Source organism: Pantoea sp. IMH (assembly GCF_000599885.1).
Classification (GTDB): Bacteria; Pseudomonadota; Gammaproteobacteria; order Enterobacterales; family Enterobacteriaceae; genus Erwinia.
Genome location: NZ_JFGT01000005.1, coordinates 135,328 through 159,948 on the forward strand (window position 1 = coordinate 135,328; position 24,621 = coordinate 159,948).

Consider the following 24,621-nt stretch of genomic DNA (forward strand, 5'->3'; position numbering starts at 1 on the left):
AGGCAGCCGTTAAACAGCTCACTGTTTTGGCAAATGTTTCTTTTGCCACGCCAGCAGTTCAAACACGCCGAAGAAAAAGATTTTCGTCTGGGTCAGCGCGCTGAGTTTTGGCCCCTCTTTCGGCTGCGTTGTCCGCATCAGCACCAGCTGAAGGCCGTGCATTATCACCATAAAAAAGAGCGCAACATCAATAAAGTACTTCAGCGGTTTGGGAAAGGGGTGCACAAGGTTAAGCAGAAGAAATGCCCAGACGCACACCATCAGTACTCTGCCAAGATTAATCAGCATGACCTTCCTCCTTTATAGCGCCGGAGCGGATATAGAGACGATAAGCCACCTGCCCGGCGACCTTTTCACGATGCAATTGCCAGCTAACCGGCACCGGCGGTAATCCATTTTCGACTTCGCTTTCCACATACACCAGCGCACCATCTGTCAGCCAGCTGTTATTCTCCAGCAGCGTCAGCGTCTGCTCAAGCAGGCCTTTGCGGAACGGCGGATCGATAAAAACCAGATCGTGAGGTTCGCCTTGCTGTGCCAGCCACTGAAGCGTATTGGTATTGATTACGCGCCCGGCGGTAGCGCCCAGGGTGGCCAGATTCTTTTCCAGCTGCTGCGCCACCGGGCGCTCCAGCTCAATCAGGGTGACGGAGGCGGCATGGCGCGACAACGCCTCAAGGCCGAGGGCGCCGCTGCCAGCGAAGCAGTCAAGGCAGCGTGCGCCCTGAATATCCGGCGCCAGCCAGTTAAAAAGCGTTTCACGTACGCGATCTGTGGTGGGGCGTAGTCCGGCGCTGTCGGGCACTGGAAGTTTTCTGCCGCGCCACAAGCCACCAATAATACGGATTTGTCCGGCGCCGCCGCTGCGGGGTTTTTTATGCATGCTGCTGAACTCTTCATAATTTGTTGCATAGTTTAACGCGCGATCCGGGCGGAGGAAACGTAAAAAGGGTGCTGTGTTGCGTCAGCAGGAAAGTGTTAGACTAAGGGATTAAGATGATTTTCAGAGACCTGACAGAGTTTTCCCCGCGAGGAGTGTGGTTGCACCATGGCAAAAAATAAAAAACGTGGCTTTTTTTCCTGGCTGGGATTGGGGCGTGAGGAGAAAGCGCCTGAGGAAAAAACAGAAGATACCTCTGAACAACAGCAGCCCGCGACTGAAGACGTTTCGGATGTTGCCACTACCGCTTCCGGCGCGGAACAGCGCGCTGAAGCGGTAGTGAACGTCACGGAAACCCTGGCAAAAGAGCAGGCGGCGCATCCGGAAAATGTTGAACCTGCCGTTGTCACACCGCAGGGTGTGGCAGAGGTTAAGCCTGAGCCTGAAGCCGATCTGGTGTCAGAAGACAGTGTTGAAGTTAAGCCTGAACCTGAAACAGATCGCCTGTGGGAAGAAAAAGCAGAAATTAAGCCGGAGCCGGAAGAAGAGCTGCTGCCGGAAGAAGTTGCAGAGATTAAGCCGGAGCCGGAAGAAGAGCTGCTGCCGGAAGAAGTTGCAGAGATTAAACCGGAGCCGGAAGAAGAGCTGCTGCCGGAAGAAGTTGCAGAGGTTAAGCCGGAGCCGGAAGAAGAGCTGCTGCCGGAAGAAGTTGCAGGGATTAAACCGGAGCCGGAAGAAGAACTGCTGCCGGAAGAGCGTGAAGAATCTGTACTGGCGTCGGCGGTTTCCGATCCTGCTATCACTGAAGAAGAGTCGATCGCTGCCGCACTGGCTAAGGTTGAACAGGCCGACAAAGCAGAGCAGGCCGAGCAGGAACGTCCGACCAAAGAAGGCTTTTTTGCCCGGTTGAAACGCAGCCTGGTGAAAACCCGTCAGAACCTGGGGTCGGGCTTCATCAGTTTATTCCGGGGCAAAAAGATCGATGACGATCTGTTTGAAGAGCTGGAAGAGCAGTTGCTGATCGCCGATGTGGGCGTGGAAACCACACGCCGCATCATCAACAATCTGACGGCGCAGGCGAACCGTAAACAGCTGCGTGACGCTGAAGCGCTCTATGGCCTGTTGAAGCAGGAAATGTCAGAGATCCTGGCGAAGGTTGACGCGCCGCTGGACGTTGGCGGCAAAACGCCGTTTGTTATTTTAATGGTGGGAGTTAACGGCGTCGGTAAAACCACGACCATCGGTAAACTGGCTCGTCAGTATCAGGCCGAGGGCAAATCGGTCATGCTGGCGGCGGGGGATACTTTCCGTGCGGCCGCCGTAGAGCAGCTACAGGTCTGGGGTGAGCGCAACAGTATCCCCGTCGTGGCGCAGCATACCGGCGCAGACTCTGCCTCGGTGATTTTTGATGCCATTCAGGCGGCCAAAGCGCGCGGCGTGGACGTGCTGATCGCCGATACGGCAGGCCGCCTGCAGAACAAAGCGCACCTGATGGAAGAGCTGAAGAAAATCACCCGCGTGATGAAAAAGCTGGATGAGCAGGCACCGCATGAGGTGATGCTGACGATTGACGCCAGTACCGGACAGAACGCCATTAGTCAGACTAAGCTGTTTCATGAAGCGGTCGGCCTGACCGGCATCACGCTGACCAAGCTTGATGGCACGGCAAAAGGCGGCGTGATCTTCTCAGTCGCGGATCAGTTTGGCATTCCAATCCGCTACATCGGCGTAGGCGAAGGCATTGAAGATTTACGATCGTTTAAAGCAGACGACTTTATAGAGGCACTTTTTGCCCGAGAGGAGTAATAAGGATGATTCGCTTTGAGGAAGTCAGTAAGGCTTATCTCGGCGGTCGGCAAGCGCTTCAGGGGGTGGATTTTCGTCTGCGTCCGGGAGAAATGGCGTTTCTGACCGGACATTCGGGAGCGGGGAAAAGTACCCTGCTGAAGCTTATTTGCGGTATTGAGCGCCCCAGTGCCGGCCACATCTGGTTCAGCGGACACGATATCAGTCGGCTGAAAAGCCGCGAAGTCCCGTTTCTGCGTCGGCAGATTGGCATGATTTTTCAGGATCACCATCTGCTGATGGATCGTTCGGTCTATGACAACGTGGCTATTCCCCTGATCATTGCCGGTGCCAGCGGGGAAGACATTCGCCGCCGTGTCTCAGCAGCGCTGGATAAGGTTGGCCTGCTGGACAAAGCAAAAAGTTACCCTATTCAGCTCTCCGGAGGGGAACAGCAGCGTGTAGGCATCGCCCGCGCTGTGGTCAATAAACCCGCCGTACTGCTGGCGGATGAGCCGACCGGCAACCTGGACGATGCGCTCTCTGAAGATATTCTGCGCCTGTTTGAGGAGTTTAATCGCGTGGGCGTGACCGTGCTGATGGCCACACACGATAAAGGTCTTATCGCCCGGCGTAATTACCGTCTGATGACGCTGAATCAGGGACGCTTGCACGGAGGTCAGGATGGTCAATAAACGCAACGTGCGGGCGGCAGCGCCCAAAACGGCTAAGCCAAAATCGTCTTCAAAGAGTAAGGCGCTGAAGGGCGGTGTCCAGGAACAGTGGCGTTATGCGCTGCGCGGCACCCTGTCAGATATGTGGCGGCAGCCGCTGGCGACGATGCTGACGGTGATGGTCATTGCTATTTCGCTGACCCTGCCGGGCGTATGCTATATGGTCTGGAAAAATGTCAGCCAGGCCGCCGAACAGTGGTATCCGGCTCCGCAGCTGACTGTCTATCTCAGCAAAACGCTGGATGACGATGCAGCGGAAGGCGTCGTTGCGCAACTGAAGCAGGAAGAGGGCGTTGATAAGGTCAATTACCTCTCGCGTGAAGAAGCGATGGGCGAGTTCCGCAACTGGTCCGGCTTTGGTGGCGCGATGGATATGCTGGAGCAGAATCCGCTGCCCGCCGTGGCGATTATCACGCCGCAGCTTAACTTCCAGAACTCAGACACCATGAGCAACCTGCGTGAACGCGTGGCGAAAGTGCCGGGCGTGGACGAAGTGAAGATGGATGACAGCTGGTTTGCCCGCCTGGCGGCGCTGACCGGTCTGGTGGGACAAGTCGCGGCGATGATCGGCGTGCTGATGATCGTCGCCGTATTTCTGGTTATCGGTAACAGCGTACGGCTCAGTATCTTTGCCCGCCGCGACACCATTAACGTGCAGAAACTGATCGGCGCGACCGATGGCTTTATCCTGCGACCATTTCTCTATGGTGGCGCGCTGCTGGGCTTTTCCGGCGCGCTACTTTCGCTGCTGCTTTCTGAAGTGCTGGTGTTGCGCCTCGAAAGCGTGGTGTCTCAGGTCGCCTCGGTGTTCGGCACGACCTTTGTTCTGCATGGGCTGGGCTGGGATGAGAGCCTGCTGCTGCTGCTGATCGCCGCCATGATTGGCTGGATCGCCGCCTGGCTGGCGACGGTGCAACATTTACGCCGTTTTACGCCTCAGTAATCCCTTTACACGTTTTTTGATATAATCTTCCTCTGCTGTCGGATTAAGATCGCAGAGGAAGCCATTGTGTTGTGACTGCCTTTGGCTATACTTCTTCTGCCCGTAAAACGGTATAATGTATACACCGTTAATATGGAACTTGTGGATAACTTTGCAGTCGAAGTAGCACAGAATGCTTCCAATTCTTGCTGGCGTTCACGTAGTCTTGTGAATTGCTCAGGGAACGGCACAGCATTATTGCTTACTACAGAGAGGGTATGAATGACCAAAGAAATGCAAACTTTAGCTATTGCTCCTTTAGGCAACCTGGATTCCTATATCCGGGCGGCTAATGCCTGGCCTGTGCTGACGGCAGAAGAGGAAAAAGCGCTGGCTGAACGGCTGCATTACCAGGGCGATCTGGATGCGGCTAAGACGCTGATCCTGTCTCACCTGCGCTTTGTTGTTCATGTTGCCCGTAACTACTCCGGCTACGGCTTACCTCAGGCTGACCTGATCCAGGAAGGGAATATCGGGCTGATGAAGGCGGTTCGCCGCTTTAACCCTGAAGTGGGTGTACGTCTGGTCTCCTTCGCGGTGCACTGGATCAAAGCGGAAATCCATGAGTACGTGCTGCGCAACTGGCGTATCGTTAAAGTCGCCACCACCAAAGCCCAGCGCAAACTCTTCTTCAACCTGCGTAAGGCCAAGCAGCGTCTCGGCTGGTTTAATCAGGATGAAGTGGAAATGGTGGCGCGCGAGCTTGGCGTAACCAGCAAAGATGTGCTGGAGATGGAATCGCGTATGGCCGCGCAGGATATGACCTTCGATCCGACGCCGGATGAGGAGAGCGAGGGCCGTTCAATGGCACCGATGCTTTACCTGCAGGATAAATCCTCCGACTTTGCCGATGGCATTGAGGAAGATAACTGGGAATCCCATGCGGCCGATAAGCTGAGCGATGCAATGCAGGGCCTGGACGATCGCAGCCAGGACATTATCCGCGCCCGCTGGCTGGACGATGACAACAAAACCACGCTGCAGGAGCTGGCCGACAAATATGGCGTCTCCGCAGAGCGCGTTCGTCAGCTTGAGAAGAACGCAATGAAAAAACTGCGTGTTGCTATCGAAGCGTAACCACCGATAGTCAGCAAAAAAGGGCGGCACTTGTGCCGCCCTTTTTGTTTTCAGTAATCCCCGCTGAACTGGGCAGGGATGTGAATCAAGACGTTCCATCAGGGAGTGAAGCGACCTGAGCGGGCTTAACCTCTCTGTAGACAGCGTGCTATGCCGGATAGCGCTGTTGTTATTCGCCTGAAATTTCAAGGCAACCAGATGAAGTACAGGCACCGCGATTATGTTCTCTCCTTTTCCCTGACTGAGCTGGCCTGAACCGCACTACCGGCCTTCCCGGAAACCTTTGCAGCGAGCCGCTCTGCCGCGACCGAGCGGGCCTCTTTAACCGGGCCGCTCTCAGCGCTGCAGCAAGGCCCATCCGCCGGGCTGAGCGATAAAGCCACTTTTTTGCATGAATACCGCAATCGCCTCGCGATCGCTATTTCCCGTATCAGCAATCCACCACTGGGTAATGGCGCTGTTTTGCGCCAGCGTCTCCGCCAGCAGATAGCTTCCCACGCCACGCCGACGGGTCACTTCGCGGATCATAAAATCCTCCAGCTCGCCATAGGTGCCTTTCAGTACAACCTTTACCGCGCCCAGCAGACGATCGTTGAATTTCGCAGCGTAGAGTTGGTGATGCTCATCCAGCCTTTTTTCAAGGGCGTCCAGCTCGGTTTCTGGCCAGATCTTAGCCAGATCGCTGCGATCCTGTGACGAGAAGTGTTGCAGCCTGATGATGGTCAGTTTCATATGCACGCTCTGACGAGTAAGAAAGGCATATTGTAGCGAAAATGTCCGCTTCCCTGCGCGTAACTTTTTCTGTACGAAAACAAAGCAATCTGTTTGTGGTGTGGTGCCAGACCAGGGTTAATACTCAAATGTGCAGGATAAAGCAGCACATCAGACTGGTTGTGGTACGAAACTGCCCGCTTAAATGCCAGTGATTTATGCTGTTAAGGTCGGAGTTTTCTCAATACTTCTGTTGATTTGAAGAAGAAAATTCCTGTTTAATAACCTGAAATTAAAGGCCTTATTCATAAAAAACGGCGATAAGATGCTTAACCTCTTCTTTCTCAAAGAGATTGGTCGCTTTGCACCGCCAGAAAACAGCAATCACAACAGATGGGGTAGATCGGATGAAAATCAGTAAAGGAAATGCGTTCCTGGCCGGCTGTGTGGCCCTGGCAATGAGCCATGCAGCGATGGCAGAAGACATTAAGGTCGCGATTGTTGGCGCAATGTCTGGCCCGGTGGCCCAGTATGGGGATATGGAATTTACCGGCGCTAAACAGGCGATTGCCGACATTAATGCGAAAGGTGGCATTAATGGCGACAAACTGGTTGGCGTGGAATATGACGATGCCTGCGATCCTAAACAGGCTGTTGCTGTGGCGAACAAAGTGATTAATGACGGCATTCGCTATGTTATTGGCCATCTTTGCTCTTCCTCAACTCAGCCCGCTTCCGATATTTATGAAGACGAAGGCGTGCTGATGATTACTCCGGCGGCAACCAACGCCGATCTGACCACGCGCGGCTATAAAATGATCATGCGCACCACCGGCCTTGATTCCGACCAGGGACCGACCGCCGCGAAATATATCCTCAGCGCGATCAAACCGCAGCGCATCGCCGTCATCCACGACAAGCAGCAATATGGTGAAGGTCTGGCCCGCTCAGTGCAGGACAGCCTGAAGCAGTCCGGAGGTAACGTGGTGATGTTCGAAGGGGTTACCGCAGGCGATAAAAACTTCGCCACGCTGGTTGCCCGTCTGAAGAAAGAGAACGTCGATTTTGTCTATTTCGGTGGCTACTACCCGGAAATGGGGCAGCTGTTGCGTCAGTCGCGCGCGGCAGGCCTGAAAACCGTCTTTATGGGACCTGAGGGCGTAGGTAATGCCTCACTCTCCAACATCGCCGGTGAAGCCTCGGAGGGCATGCTGGTCACGCTACCGAAGCGTTACGATCAGGTACCAGCGAACAAGCCGGTGGTTGATGCGCTGAAGGCGAAGAACCAGGATCCGACCGGCCCGTTCGTCTGGACAACCTATGCCGCGCTGCAATCGCTGGTCAAAGGGATGGAGCGTAGCGGAAGCGATGAGCCAGAAGAGATCGTGAAAAATCTGAAAGAAGGCGCGCCAGTTCCCACAGTGATGGGCGATCTGAGCTGGGATCAGAAGGGCGATCTGAAAGGATTTGAATTCGGCATCTTCGAATGGCATGCCGATGGCTCGTCGACGCCAGCGAAATAAACGACGCGGCGGATAAACGCCGCCCGTAGCGCAATTTAGCTACAACAGTGCCGTCTCTTGCGGGCCGGATACGTCCGGCCCGTCATGACGTCGTGCACGGCCTCTCCGCCCCGGTGGTCCGAAGTAAGGGTTTAAGGTATGTCCGAGCAGTTCCTCTATTTTTTACAGCAAATGTTCAACGGCGTGACGTTGGGCAGTACCTATGCGCTTATCGCCATCGGTTACACCATGGTGTACGGCATCATAGGCATGATTAACTTCGCCCATGGCGAGGTCTATATGATCGGCAGCTACGTCTCTTTTATCGTGATTGCCGCATTGATGATGGTGGGTATTGACGTCAGCTGGATGCTGATTGGCGCCGGTTTTATCGTGGCCATCGTGATTGCCAGCGCATACGGCTGGAGCATCGAGCGCGTGGCTTACCGCCCGGTGCGCTCCTCCAAGCGCCTGATTGCGCTGATCTCCGCCATCGGGATGTCGATTTTCCTGCAAAACTACGTCAGCCTGACGCAGGGTTCCCGCGACCTCGCGCTGCCAAGCCTGGTGACCGGACGCTGGACGCTGGGCGAGAGCAATGGCTTTGAAGCGACCATCTCCACCATGCAGATCCTGATCTGGTCAGTGACCTTCCTGTCGATGCTGGCGCTGACGCTCTTTATTCGTTACTCCCGAATGGGGCGCGCCTGTCGTGCCTGCGCGGAGGATCTGAAAATGGCCAGCCTGCTGGGCATTAATACCGACCGGGTCATCTCCCTGACGTTTGTTATCGGTGCCGCGATGGCGGCGGTGGCGGGCGTGCTGCTGGGCCAGTTTTATGGCGTGATCAATCCTTATATCGGGTTTATGGCTGGCATGAAAGCCTTTACCGCCGCGGTACTGGGCGGCATCGGCAGTATTCCCGGCGCGATGCTGGGCGGCCTGATCCTGGGCATTGCTGAGGCCCTGACCTCCGCCTACCTGAGTACGGAATACAAAGATGTGGTCTCCTTCGCCCTGCTGATTGTGGTGCTGCTGGTCATGCCTACCGGCATTCTGGGCCGTCCGGAGGTTGAGAAAGTATGAAGCACCTTAATTTACTCAACGCTATCGCCTCAAGCCTGATGCTGGTCGTGCTGGCCGCCTTCTTTATGGGAGTGCGCCTGGGGCTTGATGGAACGCACCTGGTGGTACACAGTGCCGACAGCGTACGCTGGAACTGGATTGCGATCGGTGCCGCCGTAGTGTTCTTCTTTCAGTTGCTGCGTCCGCTGATGCAGCGGAGCCTGAAAAAACTCTCCGGTCCCGCCATGGTGCTGCCGGGCATTGACGGTTCAACGCCGAAGCAGAAGCTGTTCCTGCTGCTGCTGATTATTGCCGCCGCGACCTGGCCTTTCCTGGTCTCACGCGGCACCGTCGACATCGCCACGCTGACGCTGATTTATGTGATGCTCGGTCTGGGGCTAAATGTGGTGGTGGGACTTTCGGGCCTGCTGGTTCTGGGTTACGGTGGGTTTTATGCCATCGGCGCCTATACCTTCGCGCTGCTTAATCACTACTACGGCCTGGGGTTCTGGCAGTGCCTGCCGCTGGCCGGTATGATGGCGGCGATGTTCGGCCTGCTGCTGGGATTCCCTGTCCTGCGCCTGCGCGGCGACTATCTGGCGATAGTGACGCTTGGCTTTGGCGAAATTGTCCGTATTTTGCTGCTTAATAATACGGAAATTACCGGCGGGCCAAACGGCATCAGCCAGATCCCTAAACCTTCGCTGTTTGGTCTGGAGTTCAGCCGCAGCGTACGCGACGGCGGCTGGGACACATTCCATAACTTCTTTGGCCTGAAATACGATCCCAGCGACCGCATTATCTTCCTCTATCTGGTTGCGCTGCTGCTGGTCGTCATCACGCTGTTTGTCATTAATCGCCTGCTGCGGATGCCGCTCGGACGCGCCTGGGAAGCGCTGCGCGAAGATGAAATCGCCTGCCGTTCGTTAGGCCTCAGCCCAAGGCGCATCAAGCTCACGGCCTTTACCATCAGCGCCGCGTTTGCGGGCTTTGCGGGCAGCCTCTTTGCCGCCCGTCAGGGATTCGTCAGCCCCGAGTCCTTTACCTTCGCCGAATCCGCCTTTGTGCTGGCGATAGTGGTGCTGGGCGGCATGGGATCGCAGTTTGCCGTTATCCTCGCGGCGGTGCTGCTGGTGGTGTCGCGTGAGCTGATGCGTGATTTGAATGAGTACAGCATGCTGGTGCTGGGCGGCCTGATGGTGCTGATGATGATCTGGCGTCCTCAGGGACTGTTGCCCATGAAGCGTCCTCATCTGAAGCTGAATGTGAAAAAAGGAGAGTCATCATGACGCCGGTGTTAGCGGTAAATGGCCTGATGATGCGCTTCGGCGGCCTGCTTGCCGTCAATAATGTCAGTCTTAATCTGCACGCGCAGGAAATTGTGTCCCTGATCGGCCCCAATGGCGCGGGTAAAACCACGGTTTTTAACTGCCTGACGGGTTTTTATCGTCCGACCGGCGGCAGTATTAAGCTGGGCGATCGTGAGCTTGCCGGTCTGCCGGGCCAGAAAATTGCCCGGATGGGCGTAGTAAGGACTTTTCAGCATGTCCGCCTGTTTCGTGAAATGACGGTCATCGAAAATTTGCTGGTTGCTCAGCATCAGCACCTGAAAAGCGGCGTTTTTGCCGGGCTGCTGAAAACGCCCGCCTTCCGTAAGGCGGAGAGCGAAGCGCTGGATCGCGCGGCGACCTGGCTGGAGCGCGTCGGTCTGCTGGAGATGGCAAATCGTCAGGCGGGCAATCTGGCCTATGGCCAGCAGCGACGTTTGGAAATCGCCCGCTGCATGGTTACCCGTCCGGATATCCTGATGCTGGATGAACCCGCTGCCGGGCTGAACCCGAAAGAGACGCTGGAGCTGGATGAGCTGATTGCTGAGCTGAGAGGCGAGCACAAAGTATCGGTCCTGCTTATTGAACATGATATGAAGCTGGTGATGGGAATTTCAGACCGCATCTATGTGGTCAATCAGGGGACGCCGCTGGCCAGCGGCACGCCGGATGAGATCCGCAATAATCCCGACGTGATCCGCGCCTATTTAGGAGAGGCATAATATGAATCCGATGCTTTCTCTGGAAAATGTCAGCGCCCACTACGGCAAGATTCAGGCGCTGCATAACATCAGCCTGCACATCAATCAGGGCGAAATTGTGACGCTGATTGGGGCGAACGGTGCCGGTAAAACCACCATCCTGGGTACGCTCTGCGGTGAGCCTCGTGCGGCTGAAGGCACCATCACTTTTGACGGTAAGGCGATCACCGAGTGGCAAACTGCGCGGATTATGCGTGAGGCCATCGCTATCGTGCCGGAAGGCCGTCGCGTCTTCTCGCGCATGACGGTGGAGGAAAATCTGGCGATGGGCGGTTTCTTTGCCGCCCGCCAGCAGTACCAGACGTTGATTGCGCGCGTATATGAGCTGTTTCCGCGTTTATATGAGCGCCGCGTACAGCGGGCGGGCACCATGTCCGGCGGCGAGCAGCAGATGCTGGCAATTGGCCGCGCGCTGATGAGCCAGCCGCGCCTGCTGCTGCTGGACGAGCCATCGCTGGGGCTGGCACCCATTATCATTCAGCAGATCTTCGACACTATTGAGCAACTTCGCCAGGAAGGGATGACGATCTTCCTTGTGGAGCAGAACGCAAACCAGGCGTTAAAGCTCGCGGATCGCGGCTACGTGCTGGAAAACGGGCATGTGGTACTGGAGGATACGGGCGAAGCGTTGCTGGTTAACGAAGCGGTACGCAGCGCCTACCTTGGCGGTTGATCGGTGGCTTCAGGGGACGGCAACAGCCGTTCCCTGAAGCCATAAACAACGGGCTGGTTTGTGAAAGGGCCTGCCCGTAAAACGTCAAAAGCCCGGTCTTGTTAGCCTGATCCGAATCCCCCTGACTAAGAGCGTTTTACGCTCTCTTCCCTGGATCTTCTCGCGTTACGTTTGTCAGCAGTCTTAAGAGCAGCACCCGCTATGCTGGTTTTTCTGAAAGACCTTCGTTTCCTCTTGCGTAATCCGGCCTTTATAGCGTTAAAACAAGGTTGCTGGAGCCATCAGGCCTGTCATATTTCAGGACTATCCAGGTAACCTGCCTGTCATTTTTCCGTCACCTGATTGTTATCGCTCCGTCATTTTTGCATGTCATGTTACTTCCCGGACAGAGAAATGCGCGAATTCGCGCGACTTACACCGGGCACAGGAAACCGATATGTCATTGTTCTCATTTCGTCATACCGCACTTAGCGTCGTACTGGGACTGACCTTCAGCGGGCATGCGCTGGCCGCCACCGAGATCCCCTTCTGGCACTCAATGGAAGGCGAGCTGGGCGTGGAAGTGAACTCGCTGGCTAAACGCTTCAATGAAGCGCATCCCGACTATCAAGTCGTGCCAACTTACAAAGGGAACTACGAACAGAACCTGGCCGCCGGCATCGCCGCCGTGCGTTCAGGGAAAGCGCCTGCCATCCTTCAGGTTTATGAAGTAGGCACCGCGACCATGATGGCCTCGCAGGCCATTGTCCCTGTCCATCAGGTTTTTCAGGACGCAGGGATTAGCATGGATGAGAAGCAGTTTGTTCCTACCGTCTCCGGCTACTACAGCGATGCCAAAACCGGCCACCTGATCTCTCAGCCGTTTAACAGCTCCACGCCGGTCCTTTATTACAATAAAGACGCCTTTAAAAAAGCGGGACTTGACCCGGAGAAGCCACCTGCTACCTGGCAGGAGCTGGAGCAGGATGCCGCGGCCTTGCGTAAAGCCGGTATGAAGTGCGGCTACGCCAGCGGCTGGCAGGGCTGGATCCAGATTGAAAACTTCAGCGCCTGGCACGGGCTGCCGGTCGCCACCAAAAATAACGGCTTTGATGGTACCGATGCGGAATTCATCTTTAATAAAGCCGTTCAGGTGCGCCATATCCAGATGCTGCAGGATATGAATAAGAAAGGCGACTTCACCTACTTTGGCCGCAAGGATGAGTCCACGGCTAAGTTTTACAACGGCGATTGCGGCATCACCACGGCCTCTTCAGGCTCGCTGGCGGATATCCGTCACTATGCCAAATTCAACTACGGTGTGGGCATGATGCCTTACGACAAAACCGTCCCGGATGCGCCACAGAACGCCATGATTGGCGGCGCAAGCCTGTGGGTGATGAAGGGGAAAGACGCGGAGACTTATAAGGGTGTCGCGGAGTTTATGAAATTCCTGGCGCAGCCGGAAATCGCCGCCGAATGGCATCAGAAAACGGGCTATCTGCCAATTACCACCGCGGCCTACGAACTGACGCGCAAACAGGGCTTCTATGAGAAGAATCCGGGGGCCGATATCGCCACGCGCCAGATGCTGAACAAACCACCATTGCCGTTCACCAAAGGTATGCGCCTTGGCAATATGCCGCAGATCCGCACCATCATTGATGAAGAGCTGGAAGGCGTCTGGACAGGATCAACGACGCCGCAGGCGGCGCTTGATAGCGCGGTCAGCCGTGGCAACCAGCTTCTGCGCCGTTTTGAACAGTCAACCAGCAAGTAATCCTGTTTAAGCCAGCCGCACGCTAGCCGCTGGCACAGCGATCAGGGATGGCAGTGAGACCCTCAGGGAAGAGACTGGCCGCAAGGAAGCGGCGTACTCGTCCGGGAGGCGGACGCTTCTATTCACCGGGTTACCCACTTCACTGTTAACCGCTATTTTTCTTCTTTCAGAGCAAGCCTATGTCATCTTCTCGTCCCGTTTTTCGTTCGCGATGGCTGCCTTATCTGCTGCTGCTGCCCCAGCTGGCGATAACCGTTATTTTCTTTATCTGGCCCGCAGGCGAAGCGCTCTGGTATTCGGTGCAGAGCGTCGATCCCTTCGGCTTTTCCAGCACCTTTGTCGGCCTTGAGAACTTCAGCCGGCTGCTTGACGATAAGTATTACCTTGCCTCCTTCTGGACCACGCTGATATTCAGCGGGCTGGTGACGGTTATCGGGCTGACTATTTCGCTGTTTTTCGCCGCGCTGGTCGATTATGTCATGCGTATGAAGCGCTTCTACCAGACGCTTTTCCTGCTGCCTTATGCCGTGGCGCCCGCCGTGGCGGCGGTACTCTGGATGTTTCTGTTCAGTCCGGGGCTGGGTTTAATCACCCATTTTCTGGGGGAAATGGGCTACAGCTGGAACCATGCGCAAAACAGCGGCCAGGCGATGTTCCTGGTGGTGCTGGCGTCCGTCTGGCAGCAGATGAGCTATAACTTTTTGTTCTTCTTCGCGGCGTTGCAGTCCATCCCAAAATCGCTGACCGAAGCCGCTGCCATTGATGGCGCGGGGCCAGTGCGCCGCTTTTTCCAGCTCTCTCTGCCGCTGATTACGCCGGTGGGCTTTTTTCTGATGGTGGTCAATCTGGTTTACGCCTTCTTCGATACTTTCCCGGTCATTGACGCCGCCACGGGTGGCGGGCCAGTCCAGTCCACTACCACGCTGATATATAAAATTTACCGTGAAGGCTTCGCTGGCCTGGATCTTTCCTCCTCCTCCGCCCAGTCGGTGGTACTGATGGTGCTGGTGATCGTTCTGACGGTGATTCAGTTCCGCTACGTCGAAAAGAAGGTGCGCTACCAATGATTGAGAACCGACGCGGACTGGCTCTATTCAGCCATATCATGCTGGCCCTTGGCGTACTGACGGTGCTGTTTCCGCTCTATGTCGCTTTTGTCGCCGCCACGCTGAACAACGAAGAGGTGTTTCAGGTGCCGATGACCCTTATTCCGGGGCCGCACCTTCTGGATAACATTGCGCATATCTGGCACCACGGCGTGGCGCAGAACAGCGCGCCTTTCGGGATGATGCTGTTAAACAGCGCCATCATGGCGCTGAGCATTACGTTTGGGAAAATCACCGTTTCGGTTATCTCCGCCTTCGCGCTGGTCTGGTTTCGCTTTCCGCTGCGCGGCCTCTGCTTCTGGATGATTTTCATCACCTTAATGCTGCCAGTGGAAGTGCGCATTTTTCCGACCGTTGAAGTGATCTCCCATCTGAACATGATCGACAGCTACAGCGGGCTGACGCTGCCGCTGATGGCGTCGGCGACAGCCACTTTCCTGTTTCGCCAGTTTTTTATGACGCTCCCCGATGAGCTGGTGGAGGCAGCCAGAATTGACGGCGCCAGCCCGATGCGCTTTTTCTGGGATATCGTTCTGCCGCTGTCGAAAACCAATCTGGCGGCGCTGTTTGTAATTATTTTTATCTACGGCTGGAACCAGTACCTCTGGCCGCTGCTGATTATCACGGACGTTCAGCTCGGCACCGCCGTGGCGGGCATCCGCAGCATGATCTCCAGCGGAGATGGATCCACGCAATGGAACCTGGTGATGGCGGCGATGCTGCTGACCATGCTACCGCCGGTAGCCGTCGTTTTAGTGATGCAGCGCGCGTTTGTTCGCGGGCTGGTTGAGAGCGAGAAATAATATGGCAGGCGTTAAATTTCAGGCCGTCAGCAAATCGTATGATGGCAAAAACCAGATCATCGCGCCTATGGATGTCGATATCCACGACGGCGAGTTTATGGTGATGGTCGGGCCTTCCGGCTGCGGGAAATCGACGCTGCTGAGGATGGTGGCCGGGCTGGAGCAGGTGAGCAGCGGCGATATCTATATCGACAGCCGGCGCGTAACCCAGCTGGAACCGAAAGATCGCGGGATTGCGATGGTATTTCAGAACTACGCGCTCTATCCCCATATGAGCGTTGAGCAGAATATGGCTTACGGACTGAAAATTCGCGGCATGGGCAAGGCGCATATCCGTCAGCGCGTGCTGGAGGCGGCCCGCAGCCTGGAGCTGGAAGCGCTGCTGCATCGCCGTCCCCGCGAACTCTCCGGCGGCCAGCGGCAGCGTGTGGCGATGGGAAGGGCGATAGTGCGCGAACCGGCGGTTTTCCTGTTCGATGAACCCTTATCCAACCTGGATGCGCGCCTGCGCGTCCAGATGCGGCTGGAACTGCAACAGCTTCATCGTCGCCTGAAAACAACCAGCCTCTACGTCACCCACGATCAGGTGGAGGCGATGACGCTGGCGCAGCGAGTTATGGTGATGAACAAAGGTATACTGGAGCAGTTGGGGACGCCTGTTGATGTCTATGAACGTCCGGCAACACGCTTCGTCGCCAGTTTTATCGGTGCGCCTTCCATGAACCTGCTGGATGGCAACGTGAGTGAGGATGGATCGAGACTGATTCTGTCAGAGGGATTCACTCTTCCTCTGCCGCATGCCAGACCGCAAACAGCCGGTCGCGCGATAACCTTGGGAATTCGTCCGGAACATATTAAGCTTTCGTCACAACAGGCGGGCGGCGTGCCGCTGGTAGTGGAAACGCTTGAAATGCTGGGGGCGGATAATCTGGCGCACGGCAGGCTGGGCGGGTGCGGTATGGTGGTGCGGCTGCTGCACATAGAACGTCCGGCTATCGGCAGCACGCTATGGCTGCATCTGCCGCCGGAATCGCTTCATTTCTTTGATACCCAAAACGGACAACGGCTCGAATGACAAACAGAAACTGGCCTTATCCCGCTATCGTCGCCCATCGCGGCGGCGGCAAGCTGGCGCCTGAGAATACCTTAGCCGCCATTGACGTTGGCGGTAAGCTGGGCCATAAGATGATCGAATTTGATGCCAAGCTCTCAAAGGATGGTGAAATTTTTCTGCTGCACGACGACACGCTGGACAGGACCAGCAATGGCTGGGGCGTGGCGGGGAAACTCCCGTGGGAAAAGCTGGTACAGCTTGATGCGGGAGGCTGGTATGGCAACGATTTCGCCGGTGAGCGGCTGCCGTTGCTGGCGGAGGTCGCCGCACGTTGTGCGCACTGGCAGATGATGGCCAATATCGAGATAAAACCGACCACCGGACTGGAAAAAGAAACCGGCCATGCGGTAGCGCTGGCAGCGAGAGATCTCTGGCATACCCAGTCGGCACCGCTGCTCTCTTCGTTCTCGCCTGAGGCGCTGGAAGCGGCGAAGCGGGCGGCACCAGAACTGCCCCGTGGTCTTTTGCTGCACGAATGGGATGATGAGTGGCAACAGATGGCGGAGGCGCTGGAATGCGTCTCTCTCCACCTGAACCATCAGCTCTTAACCATGGCGCGGGTTGCTCAGCTTAAGGCGGCAGGCTTCCGTCTGATGGCCTATACGGTGAATCAGCCAGCGCGGGCAAAAACGCTGTTAAGCTGGGGAGTTGATGCGATTTGCACCGATCGTATTGATCTGCTGGGGCCAGACTTCAGCTGAATGGCCTGGCGAACAGAAGGCGGCGTTGTGCTGTTTTACCGGCCGACGCCGAGCGCCTGTAGCCACAGGCGATCGACATCATGGTCGGTTAACTATCATGGCGTCGTGGCGTTATTATTCTGCTGGATCTGCGGCTGTTGCGGCTGCGTACCGGGTTGAGATTGCTGTAAACGCTGGGTGGCGCTGTTGCGCTGTTCCTGCATTCTCTGCTGCAGATCCTGACTCTGGCGCTGTTGATCCTGCTGCATTTTATATTTCTGACGCGACTGCTGATTCTGCATTTCCGTCTGCATACGCTGGGTGCTGGGGTTATAGCCCTGCTGGCCCGGCTGATTATTGTTGACCGTGTTCGCGATGCCGCTAAGCGGCAGCAATGCGGCAAAAATGATTAACCATTTCATACATTCTCCTCCTGTTGTCTTCCCTGAAGTTTATGCCAGTGCGGCGATACCAGCGTGATGCATCTGCCGTTTGCGCAGAAAATGTCACCTTTTTTCTTATTTCGTACACACTTAGAAGCGGTAAATAAACGTAAATAATACTAACAAGAGGTAAGCATGGGCGGACAGATAAGAGGACGTTTGGCAGCACCGTTAATCATCGGGCTGTTTCTGTGGCAGGGCATCGGGGCGGTCACCGCCGCGCCAGCGGTTTCCTACGGCGTGGAAGCCGATACCTTCCATCCGGTGAAAGAGCAGCAGGGCATGGTGGCGTCAGTTGATGCGCTGGCTACCCGCGTGGGCGTCGATATTCTCAGGCAGGGCGGCAACGCAGTTGATGCGGCGGTGGCGGTGGGCTACGCGCTGGCCGTGACGCATCCGCAGGCCGGGAATCTGGGCGGCGGCGGCTTTATGATGATCCGTACCGCTTCTGGCCGGACGACCGCCATCGACTTCCGGGAGATGGCACCCGTGAACGCCAGCCGCAATATGTTTCTTGATGCGCAGGGCAATGCGGACAGTAAAAAGTCGCTGACGTCGCATCTGGCCTCGGGTGTGCCTGGCACCGTTGCGGGTCTGGCACTGGCCAACAGAGAATACGGTACCCTGCCGCTCAGCCGGTTAATCGAACCCGCCATTAAGCTCGCCGCAGATGGCATTGAGGTTAATCAGGCGCTGGCTGACGATCTTAACGTCTACGGCAAAGAAGTGCTGTTAACCCATGCCAACAGTAAAGCGATTTTCTACAAGCAGGATGGCACGCCCTGGCAGAAAGGCGAAAAGCTGGTTCAGCGGAATCTCGCCCACAGCCTGACGCTCATAGCCAGAGAGGGGCCGGATGCGTTTTATAAAGGGGAAATTGCGGATGAAATTGATAAAGAGATGGCCACGCACGGCGGGCTGATCCGCAAAGCGGATCTGGCAAACTACAAGGCGGTAGAACGCAAACCAATCTCCGGAACCTACCGTGGCTATGAGGTCTTTTCGATGCCACCTCCCTCCTCGGGCGGCATCCATATCGTCCAGATCCTGAATATTCTGGAGAACTTCGATCTGGCGAAGATGGGCTTTGGCAGCGCGGACGCCATTCAGGTTATGGCAGAAGCGGAGAAGTACGCTTACGCCGATCGGTCGGAATATCTGGGCGATCCTGATTTTGTCAAAGTGCCGTGGCAGGCGCTGACCAGTAAAGCCTATGCCAAAACCCTGGCGCAAAATATTGACGTCAATAAAGCCCGGCCTTCTTCGGAGATCAAACCAGGCAATCTTGCACCTTATGAAAGCGACCAGACCACCCACTTTTCCGTCGTCGACAAGCAGGGTAACGCCGTTGCGGTGACCTACACGCTGAACACCTATTTCGGCAGCGGTATTGTGGCGGGCAACAGCGGAATCCTGATGAATAATGAGATGGATGACTTCTCCGCCAAACCCGGTACGCCTAACGTGTATGGGTTGATTGGCGGCGAAGCGAACGCCGTTGCGCCTTATAAGCGTCCGCTTTCCTCTATGTCACCCACTATTGTGGCGAAGGAGGGCAAAACCTGGCTGGTGACCGGCAGTCCGGGCGGAAGCCGTATTATCACGACCGTGCTGCAAATGGTGGTGAACAGCATCGATTTCGGGATGAATGTGGCAGAAGCGACCAATGCGCCACGCTTTCACCATCAGTGGCTGCCCGATCAGCTGCGCGTGGAAAAAGGCTTCAGCCCGGACACGCTGAAGCTGCTGGAGGCGAAAGGGCAGCATGTAAAAGTCCTGCCCGCGATGGGCAGTACGCAAAGCATTATGATTGGGCCGGACAGCACGCTGTATGGCGCGTCCGATCCCCGTTCCGTCAATGACTTATCTGCGGGTTATTAACACAACCCGGGAGTAACCCCAGCGCAGGCATCCTCTCTCCCCACGGAAGGAGGCCTGCTTATCGTTTACTCTTATCAGCCATTTACCCCTTAAATATCAGGGGCTTTAATAAAAGAAGCAAAATAAAAAAAACGCTTTACAGGTGCGAATGATAATGATTATTATTGTCATGCGTTTTCAGGAAGGGCTTCACGGACCGGCCTGGAAAGCACGACATTGCTCACATTGCTTCCAGAATGACTTAGCCAGCCCGGGTGCTGGCTTTTTTTTTGCGTCTGAACGGCTCTCCGGATTTTCTGAACGGCACTCTTTCGTTTCATCAAATATTTTGAACAGAGAAGACAGTTTTCTCCGCTTTTTTCCTTAATGTAACTCGTCCAGACTACGTCTAAACATTGAGGAGAACTGAATATGATTTACTTACGCAACGCACAAGAACGCGGTCACGCTAATCACGGCTGGCTCGACAGCTGGCACACTTTCTCTTTCGCTAACTACTATGATGCCAACTTTATGGGCTTTTCCGCCCTGCGGGTCATTAACGAAGATGTTATCGATGGTGGTCAGGGTTTTGGTAAGCATCCTCATAAAGATATGGAGATTCTGACCTATGTACTGTCTGGTACGGTGGAACATGAAGACAGCATGGGCAACAAAGAGCAAATCCCGGCGGGTGAGTTCCAGATTATGAGTGCGGGGACCGGCGTTCGTCACTCCGAATATAACGCCAGCCAGGATGTGCCGCTGCACCTTTACCAGATCTGGATCATTCCGGATAAAGAGGGAATTGAACCACGCTACGCCCAGCGTCGCTTTGATGATGTGACCGGGCCGCAGCTTATCCTGTCGCCGGATGCGCGCGAGGGTTCCCTTAAAGTATTCCAGGATATGACCCTTTCCCGCTGGGCACTGAAGCAGGGCGAAGAAGGCGTACTGGATGTGGCGCCGCAACGCAAAATCTGGATTCAGGTAGTGAAGGGCGACATCACGGTTAACGGTACCGCCGCCTCAACCAGCGATGGCTTCGCCATCTGGGATGAAGCTACGCTAGCCGTAACTGCCACAAGTGATGCTGAGATCCTGCTGTTCGATCTGCCCGCTGTCTGATCCTTGTTCTTCAGGGTGCGTAACCACGCACCCTTCACCGTCTCCCTGCATTTTTGTTACACTCGCCCTATCTCTCCCTCCTGGCTTTCACGACAATGAAGAAGAAAAGACCGGTTTTACAGGACGTTGCCGATCGTGTGGGCATCACTAAAATGACCGTCAGCCGCTATCTGCGGAATCCTGATCAGGTTTCGGTTGCCCTGCAAAGTCGTATTGCCGACGCGCTGGATGAGTTGGGCTATATTCCCAACCGGGCTCCCGATATTCTTTCCAACGCCACCAGCCGTGCGATAGGCGTCCTGCTGCCTTCCCTCACCAATCAGGTCTTCGCCGACGTGCTGCGCGGCATTGAAGCGGTGACCGACGCGGCGGGTTACCAGACCATGCTGGGCCATTTCGGCTACAGCGCAGAGAAAGAAGAGTTTCAGATGCGCTCGCTGCTGGGATGGAATATTGACGGATTAATTCTCACCGAGCGCCTTCACACGCCCGCCAGCCTCAGGATGATCGATACGGCAGGCATTCCGGTGCTGGAAATGATGGACTGCGTTTCTCCTTGTCTGGATATGGCGGTGGGGTTTGATAACGTGGCGGCAGCCCGCCAGATGACCCAGGCTATCCTGCGCAAAGGCTATCGCCATACGGTTTATCTGGGTGCGCGACTGGATGAGCGAACCTTGCTAAAGCAGGAGGGCTATGAACAGGCGATGCGTGAAGCGGGTCTGACGCCGCGCAGCGTGATGATGGAAGAGGCATCGTCGTTTTCGATGGGCGGCCTGCTGCTGATTGAGGCGCAAAAACGCTATCCTGGTACGGACAGCCTGTTTTGCACCAACGATGATCTGGCGGTCGGCGCCATGTTTGAGTGCCAGCGTCAGGGGCTACGTGTGCCACAGGATATGGCAATTGCCGGCTTCCATGGCCATGATATTACCCAGGTGGTCACGCCGACGCTGGCCACCGTAATGACGCCGCGCGAGCAGATGGGGCGGAAGTCTGCCGAGTTGTTGCTGGCCCGCATTCGCGGTGAGCAGAGCGGCGTGAAGCAGATTGATGTGGGTTTCACTATTTCTGAAGGTGGCAGCATCTGATATGTCGCGGGAGTGCGGACTTTTTGTGCCCTCCGACTCTGAATGTGCCATTTCTTTGAACTGCTTCACACTTACCAGCTTTTTCCGCCGTAGCTGTTGCCTAAGAGGCCAGCCATCCAGACAATGTTACCGATAACATTGTGGGGCTACCACCGTCACGGCCATGCGCCGGACTACTCTGCCGGAGCGAATAAAATGAAAACACCTGCCTCGTCTAACCATGTCTTTGTCCTGATGGGCGTATCGGGCAGCGGCAAATCCGCCGTTGCCAACGCGGTGGCTCACCAGCTGAAAGCGGCGTTTATGGATGGCGATTTCCTGCACCCCCGCGAGAATATTGCAAAGATGGCCGAAGGCCATCCGCTTAATGATGATGATCGTAAGCCCTGGCTGCGTGCCATTAACGATGCGGCCTTCGCGATGCAGCGCACGAATACCGTTTCGCTGATCGTCTGCTCGGCGCTGAAAAAGTGCTATCGCGACATTCTGCGGGAAGGAAACGAGAACCTTTCCTTTATCTACCTTAAGGGTGATTACGCCACCATTGAAACGCGCCTGCGCGCGCGTAAAGCGCACTTCTTTAAGCCGCAGATGCTGGTTACCCAGTTTGAAACACTGGAAGAGCCAGGCAGCGATGAAGGGGATGTGCTGGTTGTCGATATTAATCAGACCCTGGATGAGGTTGTCAGAGATACCGTCACCACGATTGAAGGGGCGATAAAATAATGGGCTGAGCAGGCCGGACCAGGCTGCGTAACGTCCGGCCTGCTCAGCCAGCGCAAAAAAGGGGGCTTCCCCCTTTTTCAGATCTTCAGGTAGGCCCGGATGCCATCCAGGAACATCTGCGTCGCCAGCATAATCAGAATCAGCCCCATCAGCCTTTCTAACGCATTTACCCCTTTCTCGCCGAGCAGTTTCAGGAACAGTCCCGACAGCAGCAGGATCACCACCGTAACACCCCAGGCAATCAGCAGCGCGCCGGTCAGATGCAGCATTTGATCGGGATACTGATGCGAAAGCAGCATCAGGGTCGCCAGCAGCGACGGGCCAGCCACCAGGGGGATTGCCAGCGGGACCAGAAACGGCTCTTCACCAGCGGACAGCCCGCTGCCGCTGCTCTCCTGAGAGGGAAAAATCATTTTAATGGCGATAAGAAACAGGATGATGCCGCCGGAAATGGAGACGGTTTCCGTGCGCAAATTCAGAAAGGCGAGAATTTTCTCTCCCGCAAACAAAAACAGCAGCATGATCGCCAGCGCAATCAGCATTTCGCGAATAAGCACTATCCGTCGACGCTTTGGCTCCAGGTGCTTCAGAACCGACATAAAAATTGGCAAATTGCCCAGCGGATCCATAATAAGCAACAATAATATTGTTGCGGAGATCATCTCTGTCATCGTTATTGTTCTCTTATCTGCGCATTTTGCTTCGGGTTATAAGTAGCACTGCTAAAAAATCGCCTGCAATCGATTTAATTCACTTGCCACTTTTTCAACATTTTGTAAGGTAAACAGCAGTTGGCTTTCTTATTCATTTACTCTAACAGGTCAGACGTTACTCTCGTAGTCAGTTTGCTTTTCTCCCGCATGCCGAACCGCCGCGTATCACAGATATGCCGCCAGACTGGTCATTAACGGAAAACAAAAGGGCGGATCGGGTAGCCTCAGCAGGTAGCAATATGAAAACAGTTGGTTTGGTAGGTTGGCGCGGCATGGTGGGCTCCGTACTGATGCAGCGGATGAGCGAAGAGCGTGATTTTGACGTGATTCGCCCGGTGTTTTTTTCCACGTCCCAGTTTGGACAGCCCGCCCCGGAAGTTGGCGGTCAGTCCACTGGCGTGTTACAGGATGCCTTTAACATCGACGCGCTGAGCGCGCTGGATATTATTATCACCTGTCAGGGCGGCGACTATACGACGGAAATCTATCCGAAACTGCGGGCGGCGGGCTGGCAGGGATACTGGATCGATGCCGCATCAACGCTGCGTATGAATGATGATGCGCTGATTATTCTCGATCCTGTTAATCACAGCGTCATTCAGCAGGGGCTGGAGAAAGGCGTTAAAACTTTTGCTGGCGGCAACTGTACCGTCAGCCTGATGCTGATGTCGCTGGGCGGGCTGTTCGCCAACAACCTGGTGGAATGGGCGTCCGTTGCCACCTATCAGGCCGCGTCGGGCGGCGGAGCACGCCATATGCGTGAGCTGCTGACCCAGATGGGCATGCTGCATGATCATGTGGCGAAAGCGTTGCAGAATCCGGCGTCGGCCATTCTTGATATTGAGCGTAACGTGACGGAAATGAGCCGCAGCGGTACGCTACCGACCGATAATTTTGGCGTACCGCTGGCGGGCAGCCTGATCCCCTGGATCGACAAGCAACTCGACAACGGCCAGAGCCGTGAAGAGTGGAAAGGGCAGGCGGAAACCAACAAAATCCTGCAGCCGGCCAGCCTCATTCCGGTTGATGGCCTATGCGTGCGGGTCGGCGCGCTGCGCTGCCACAGCCAGGCCTTTACGCTGAAGCTGAAAAAAGATGTGCCGCTGCGTGACGTGGAGCAGATGCTGGCTTCCCATAACGACTGGGTTAAGGTGGTGCCAAATGACCGTGAACTGACCCTGCGCGAACTGACGCCGGCGGCGGTCACCGGCACGCTGAAAACCCCGGTTGGGCGTCTGCGTAAGCTGAATATGGGGCCGGAATACCTTTCCGCCTTTACCGTCGGCGATCAGCTTCTCTGGGGCGCTGCCGAGCCGCTGCGTCGTATGCTACGGCTGCTGGTGGACTAATCCCGTTCTGGCTACCTGCCGCTCCGTTCCGGGGCGGCAGTTTTCTCACCGCTGATGTTAATCCTGCCGGTTTACCGTATACAGAAGTACGCACGGCGCAGAGCAGGCATCGGCCATCAATTAACCTCCTGCCTGCCGCCGATCTGCTCACATTTTCCTTTCCCTGTGTGCAATTTTATCGCCTCTCTTGCCGGCAAACAGGTTTCGCCCTCCGGATGGCAAGAGCGTCTGCGTCAGGTTTGACACCCACTTTAATCGCCGCATCGCGATAGCGGTCGCTCTGTGAGGCAATCCGCCATCTGGTCGAACCTCCGGGCAAAATTCACGCTATTTTGCGGGTTCTGCCATTTA

The 24,621-nt window shown here is 55.7% G+C and carries 24 protein-coding genes; 19 read left to right on the plus strand and 5 right to left on the minus strand.

Annotated features, from left to right (window positions below; all coding sequences use genetic code 11):
* Nucleotides 1-18: 18 nt before the first annotated feature.
* Both EA20_RS0108795 and rsmD read right to left on the minus strand, forming a co-directional pair.
* Complete coding sequence (locus tag EA20_RS0108795) at nt 19-288, minus strand: DUF1145 family protein (RefSeq protein ID WP_024966473.1); 270 nt, start codon at nt 286-288, stop codon at nt 19-21.
* A complete protein-coding gene (rsmD, locus tag EA20_RS0108800; protein WP_024966474.1) occupies nt 278-883 on the minus strand; it encodes a 16S rRNA (guanine(966)-N(2))-methyltransferase in 606 nt (201 codons plus the stop codon). Before rsmD ends, EA20_RS0108795 begins: the two co-directional genes overlap by 11 nt.
* A gap of 165 nt (nt 884-1,048) precedes the next feature.
* On the opposite strand from rsmD, the gene ftsY reads away from it, so the two are divergent.
* The 4 genes from ftsY (at nt 1,049) to rpoH (ending at nt 5,458) form a co-directional block, all read left to right on the plus strand.
* Complete coding sequence (ftsY, locus tag EA20_RS0108805; RefSeq protein WP_024966475.1) at nt 1,049-2,686, plus strand: signal recognition particle-docking protein FtsY; 1,638 nt, start codon at nt 1,049-1,051, stop codon at nt 2,684-2,686.
* Between the two features lie 5 nt (nt 2,687-2,691).
* A complete protein-coding gene (gene ftsE / locus EA20_RS0108810) occupies nt 2,692-3,360 on the plus strand; it encodes a cell division ATP-binding protein FtsE (protein WP_024966476.1) in 669 nt (222 codons plus the stop codon).
* Complete coding sequence (gene ftsX, locus EA20_RS0108815) at nt 3,350-4,342, plus strand: permease-like cell division protein FtsX (RefSeq protein ID WP_024966477.1); 993 nt, start codon at nt 3,350-3,352, stop codon at nt 4,340-4,342. Before ftsE ends, ftsX begins: the two co-directional genes overlap by 11 nt.
* A gap of 261 nt (nt 4,343-4,603) precedes the next feature.
* A complete protein-coding gene (gene rpoH, locus EA20_RS0108820; protein ID WP_024966478.1) occupies nt 4,604-5,458 on the plus strand; it encodes an RNA polymerase sigma factor RpoH in 855 nt (284 codons plus the stop codon).
* 336 nt (nt 5,459-5,794) lie between these two features.
* On the opposite strand, the gene panM is transcribed toward rpoH, so the two are convergent.
* Nucleotides 5,795-6,190, minus strand: a complete 396-nt coding sequence (gene panM, locus EA20_RS0108825) for an aspartate 1-decarboxylase autocleavage activator PanM (protein ID WP_024966479.1) — start codon at nt 6,188-6,190, stop codon at nt 5,795-5,797.
* A 386-nt stretch (nt 6,191-6,576) separates the two neighbouring features.
* Here panM and EA20_RS0108830 point away from each other — a divergent pair, with 386 nt between their 5' ends.
* The 10 genes from EA20_RS0108830 to ugpQ all read left to right on the plus strand — a co-directional run bounded on the left by EA20_RS0108830 (nt 6,577) and on the right by ugpQ (nt 16,981).
* Nucleotides 6,577-7,692: a branched-chain amino acid ABC transporter substrate-binding protein gene (locus EA20_RS0108830; protein ID WP_024966480.1), complete on the plus strand. Its 1,116-nt coding sequence runs from the start codon at nt 6,577-6,579 to the stop codon at nt 7,690-7,692.
* 138 nt (nt 7,693-7,830) lie between these two features.
* Complete coding sequence (gene livH, locus EA20_RS0108835; protein WP_024966481.1) at nt 7,831-8,757, plus strand: high-affinity branched-chain amino acid ABC transporter permease LivH; 927 nt, start codon at nt 7,831-7,833, stop codon at nt 8,755-8,757.
* Entirely contained in the window at nt 8,754-10,025 is a 1,272-nt protein-coding gene (locus EA20_RS0108840; RefSeq protein WP_024966482.1) for a high-affinity branched-chain amino acid ABC transporter permease LivM, read from the plus strand. Before livH ends, EA20_RS0108840 begins: the two co-directional genes overlap by 4 nt.
* A complete protein-coding gene (livG, locus tag EA20_RS0108845; RefSeq protein ID WP_024966483.1) occupies nt 10,019-10,786 on the plus strand; it encodes a high-affinity branched-chain amino acid ABC transporter ATP-binding protein LivG in 768 nt (255 codons plus the stop codon). Before EA20_RS0108840 ends, livG begins: the two co-directional genes overlap by 7 nt.
* Before the next feature lies 1 nt (nt 10,787).
* The gene (gene livF, locus EA20_RS0108850) at nt 10,788-11,498 is read left to right on the plus strand and encodes a high-affinity branched-chain amino acid ABC transporter ATP-binding protein LivF (RefSeq protein WP_024966484.1); all 711 of its coding nucleotides are present in this window, start codon (nt 10,788-10,790) and stop codon (nt 11,496-11,498) included.
* A gap of 436 nt (nt 11,499-11,934) precedes the next feature.
* Nucleotides 11,935-13,257, plus strand: a complete 1,323-nt coding sequence (gene ugpB, locus EA20_RS0108855; protein ID WP_024966485.1) for a sn-glycerol-3-phosphate ABC transporter substrate-binding protein UgpB — start codon at nt 11,935-11,937, stop codon at nt 13,255-13,257.
* A gap of 179 nt (nt 13,258-13,436) precedes the next feature.
* Nucleotides 13,437-14,324, plus strand: coding sequence for a sn-glycerol-3-phosphate ABC transporter permease UgpA (gene ugpA / locus EA20_RS0108860; protein WP_024966486.1), 888 nt, complete (start codon nt 13,437-13,439; stop codon nt 14,322-14,324).
* Nucleotides 14,321-15,166 carry a sn-glycerol-3-phosphate ABC transporter permease UgpE gene (gene ugpE, locus EA20_RS0108865; RefSeq protein ID WP_024966487.1) on the plus strand — a complete coding sequence of 282 codons (846 nt, stop codon included), beginning with the start codon at nt 14,321-14,323 and terminating at the stop codon, nt 15,164-15,166. Before ugpA ends, ugpE begins: the two co-directional genes overlap by 4 nt.
* A 1-nt stretch (nt 15,167) precedes the next feature.
* Nucleotides 15,168-16,241, plus strand: a complete 1,074-nt coding sequence (locus tag EA20_RS0108870) for a sn-glycerol-3-phosphate import ATP-binding protein UgpC (RefSeq protein WP_024966488.1) — start codon at nt 15,168-15,170, stop codon at nt 16,239-16,241.
* Nucleotides 16,238-16,981: a glycerophosphodiester phosphodiesterase gene (ugpQ, locus tag EA20_RS0108875; RefSeq protein WP_024966489.1), complete on the plus strand. Its 744-nt coding sequence runs from the start codon at nt 16,238-16,240 to the stop codon at nt 16,979-16,981. The genes EA20_RS0108870 and ugpQ overlap by 4 nt, the downstream gene beginning before the upstream one ends.
* A gap of 95 nt (nt 16,982-17,076) precedes the next feature.
* Here ugpQ and EA20_RS0108880 read toward each other — a convergent pair whose 3' ends face one another.
* On the minus strand, nt 17,077-17,382 hold the full coding sequence (locus EA20_RS0108880; protein WP_024966490.1) for a DUF2756 domain-containing protein: 306 nt from the start codon (nt 17,380-17,382) through the stop codon (nt 17,077-17,079).
* 156 nt (nt 17,383-17,538) lie between these two features.
* Here EA20_RS0108880 and ggt point away from each other — a divergent pair, with 156 nt between their 5' ends.
* The 4 genes from ggt to gntK all read left to right on the plus strand — a co-directional run bounded on the left by ggt (nt 17,539) and on the right by gntK (nt 22,208).
* Nucleotides 17,539-19,284 carry a gamma-glutamyltransferase gene (ggt, locus tag EA20_RS0108885; RefSeq protein WP_024966491.1) on the plus strand — a complete coding sequence of 582 codons (1,746 nt, stop codon included), beginning with the start codon at nt 17,539-17,541 and terminating at the stop codon, nt 19,282-19,284.
* A gap of 411 nt (nt 19,285-19,695) precedes the next feature.
* Nucleotides 19,696-20,391, plus strand: a complete 696-nt coding sequence (locus tag EA20_RS0108890) for a pirin family protein (protein WP_024966492.1) — start codon at nt 19,696-19,698, stop codon at nt 20,389-20,391.
* 95 nt (nt 20,392-20,486) lie between these two features.
* Nucleotides 20,487-21,482 (plus strand): gluconate operon transcriptional repressor GntR, encoded by a 996-nt coding sequence (gene gntR / locus EA20_RS0108895; protein WP_024966493.1) that lies wholly within the window; start codon nt 20,487-20,489, stop codon nt 21,480-21,482.
* 195 nt (nt 21,483-21,677) lie between these two features.
* On the plus strand, nt 21,678-22,208 hold the full coding sequence (gene gntK / locus EA20_RS0108900; protein ID WP_024966494.1) for a gluconokinase: 531 nt from the start codon (nt 21,678-21,680) through the stop codon (nt 22,206-22,208).
* A gap of 77 nt (nt 22,209-22,285) precedes the next feature.
* Here gntK and EA20_RS0108905 read toward each other — a convergent pair whose 3' ends face one another.
* Nucleotides 22,286-22,879 carry a YhgN family NAAT transporter gene (locus EA20_RS0108905; protein WP_024966495.1) on the minus strand — a complete coding sequence of 198 codons (594 nt, stop codon included), beginning with the start codon at nt 22,877-22,879 and terminating at the stop codon, nt 22,286-22,288.
* A gap of 281 nt (nt 22,880-23,160) precedes the next feature.
* Here EA20_RS0108905 and asd point away from each other — a divergent pair, with 281 nt between their 5' ends.
* Nucleotides 23,161-24,270, plus strand: a complete 1,110-nt coding sequence (gene asd, locus EA20_RS0108910) for an aspartate-semialdehyde dehydrogenase (RefSeq protein WP_024966496.1) — start codon at nt 23,161-23,163, stop codon at nt 24,268-24,270.
* Nucleotides 24,271-24,621 lie beyond the last annotated feature (351 nt).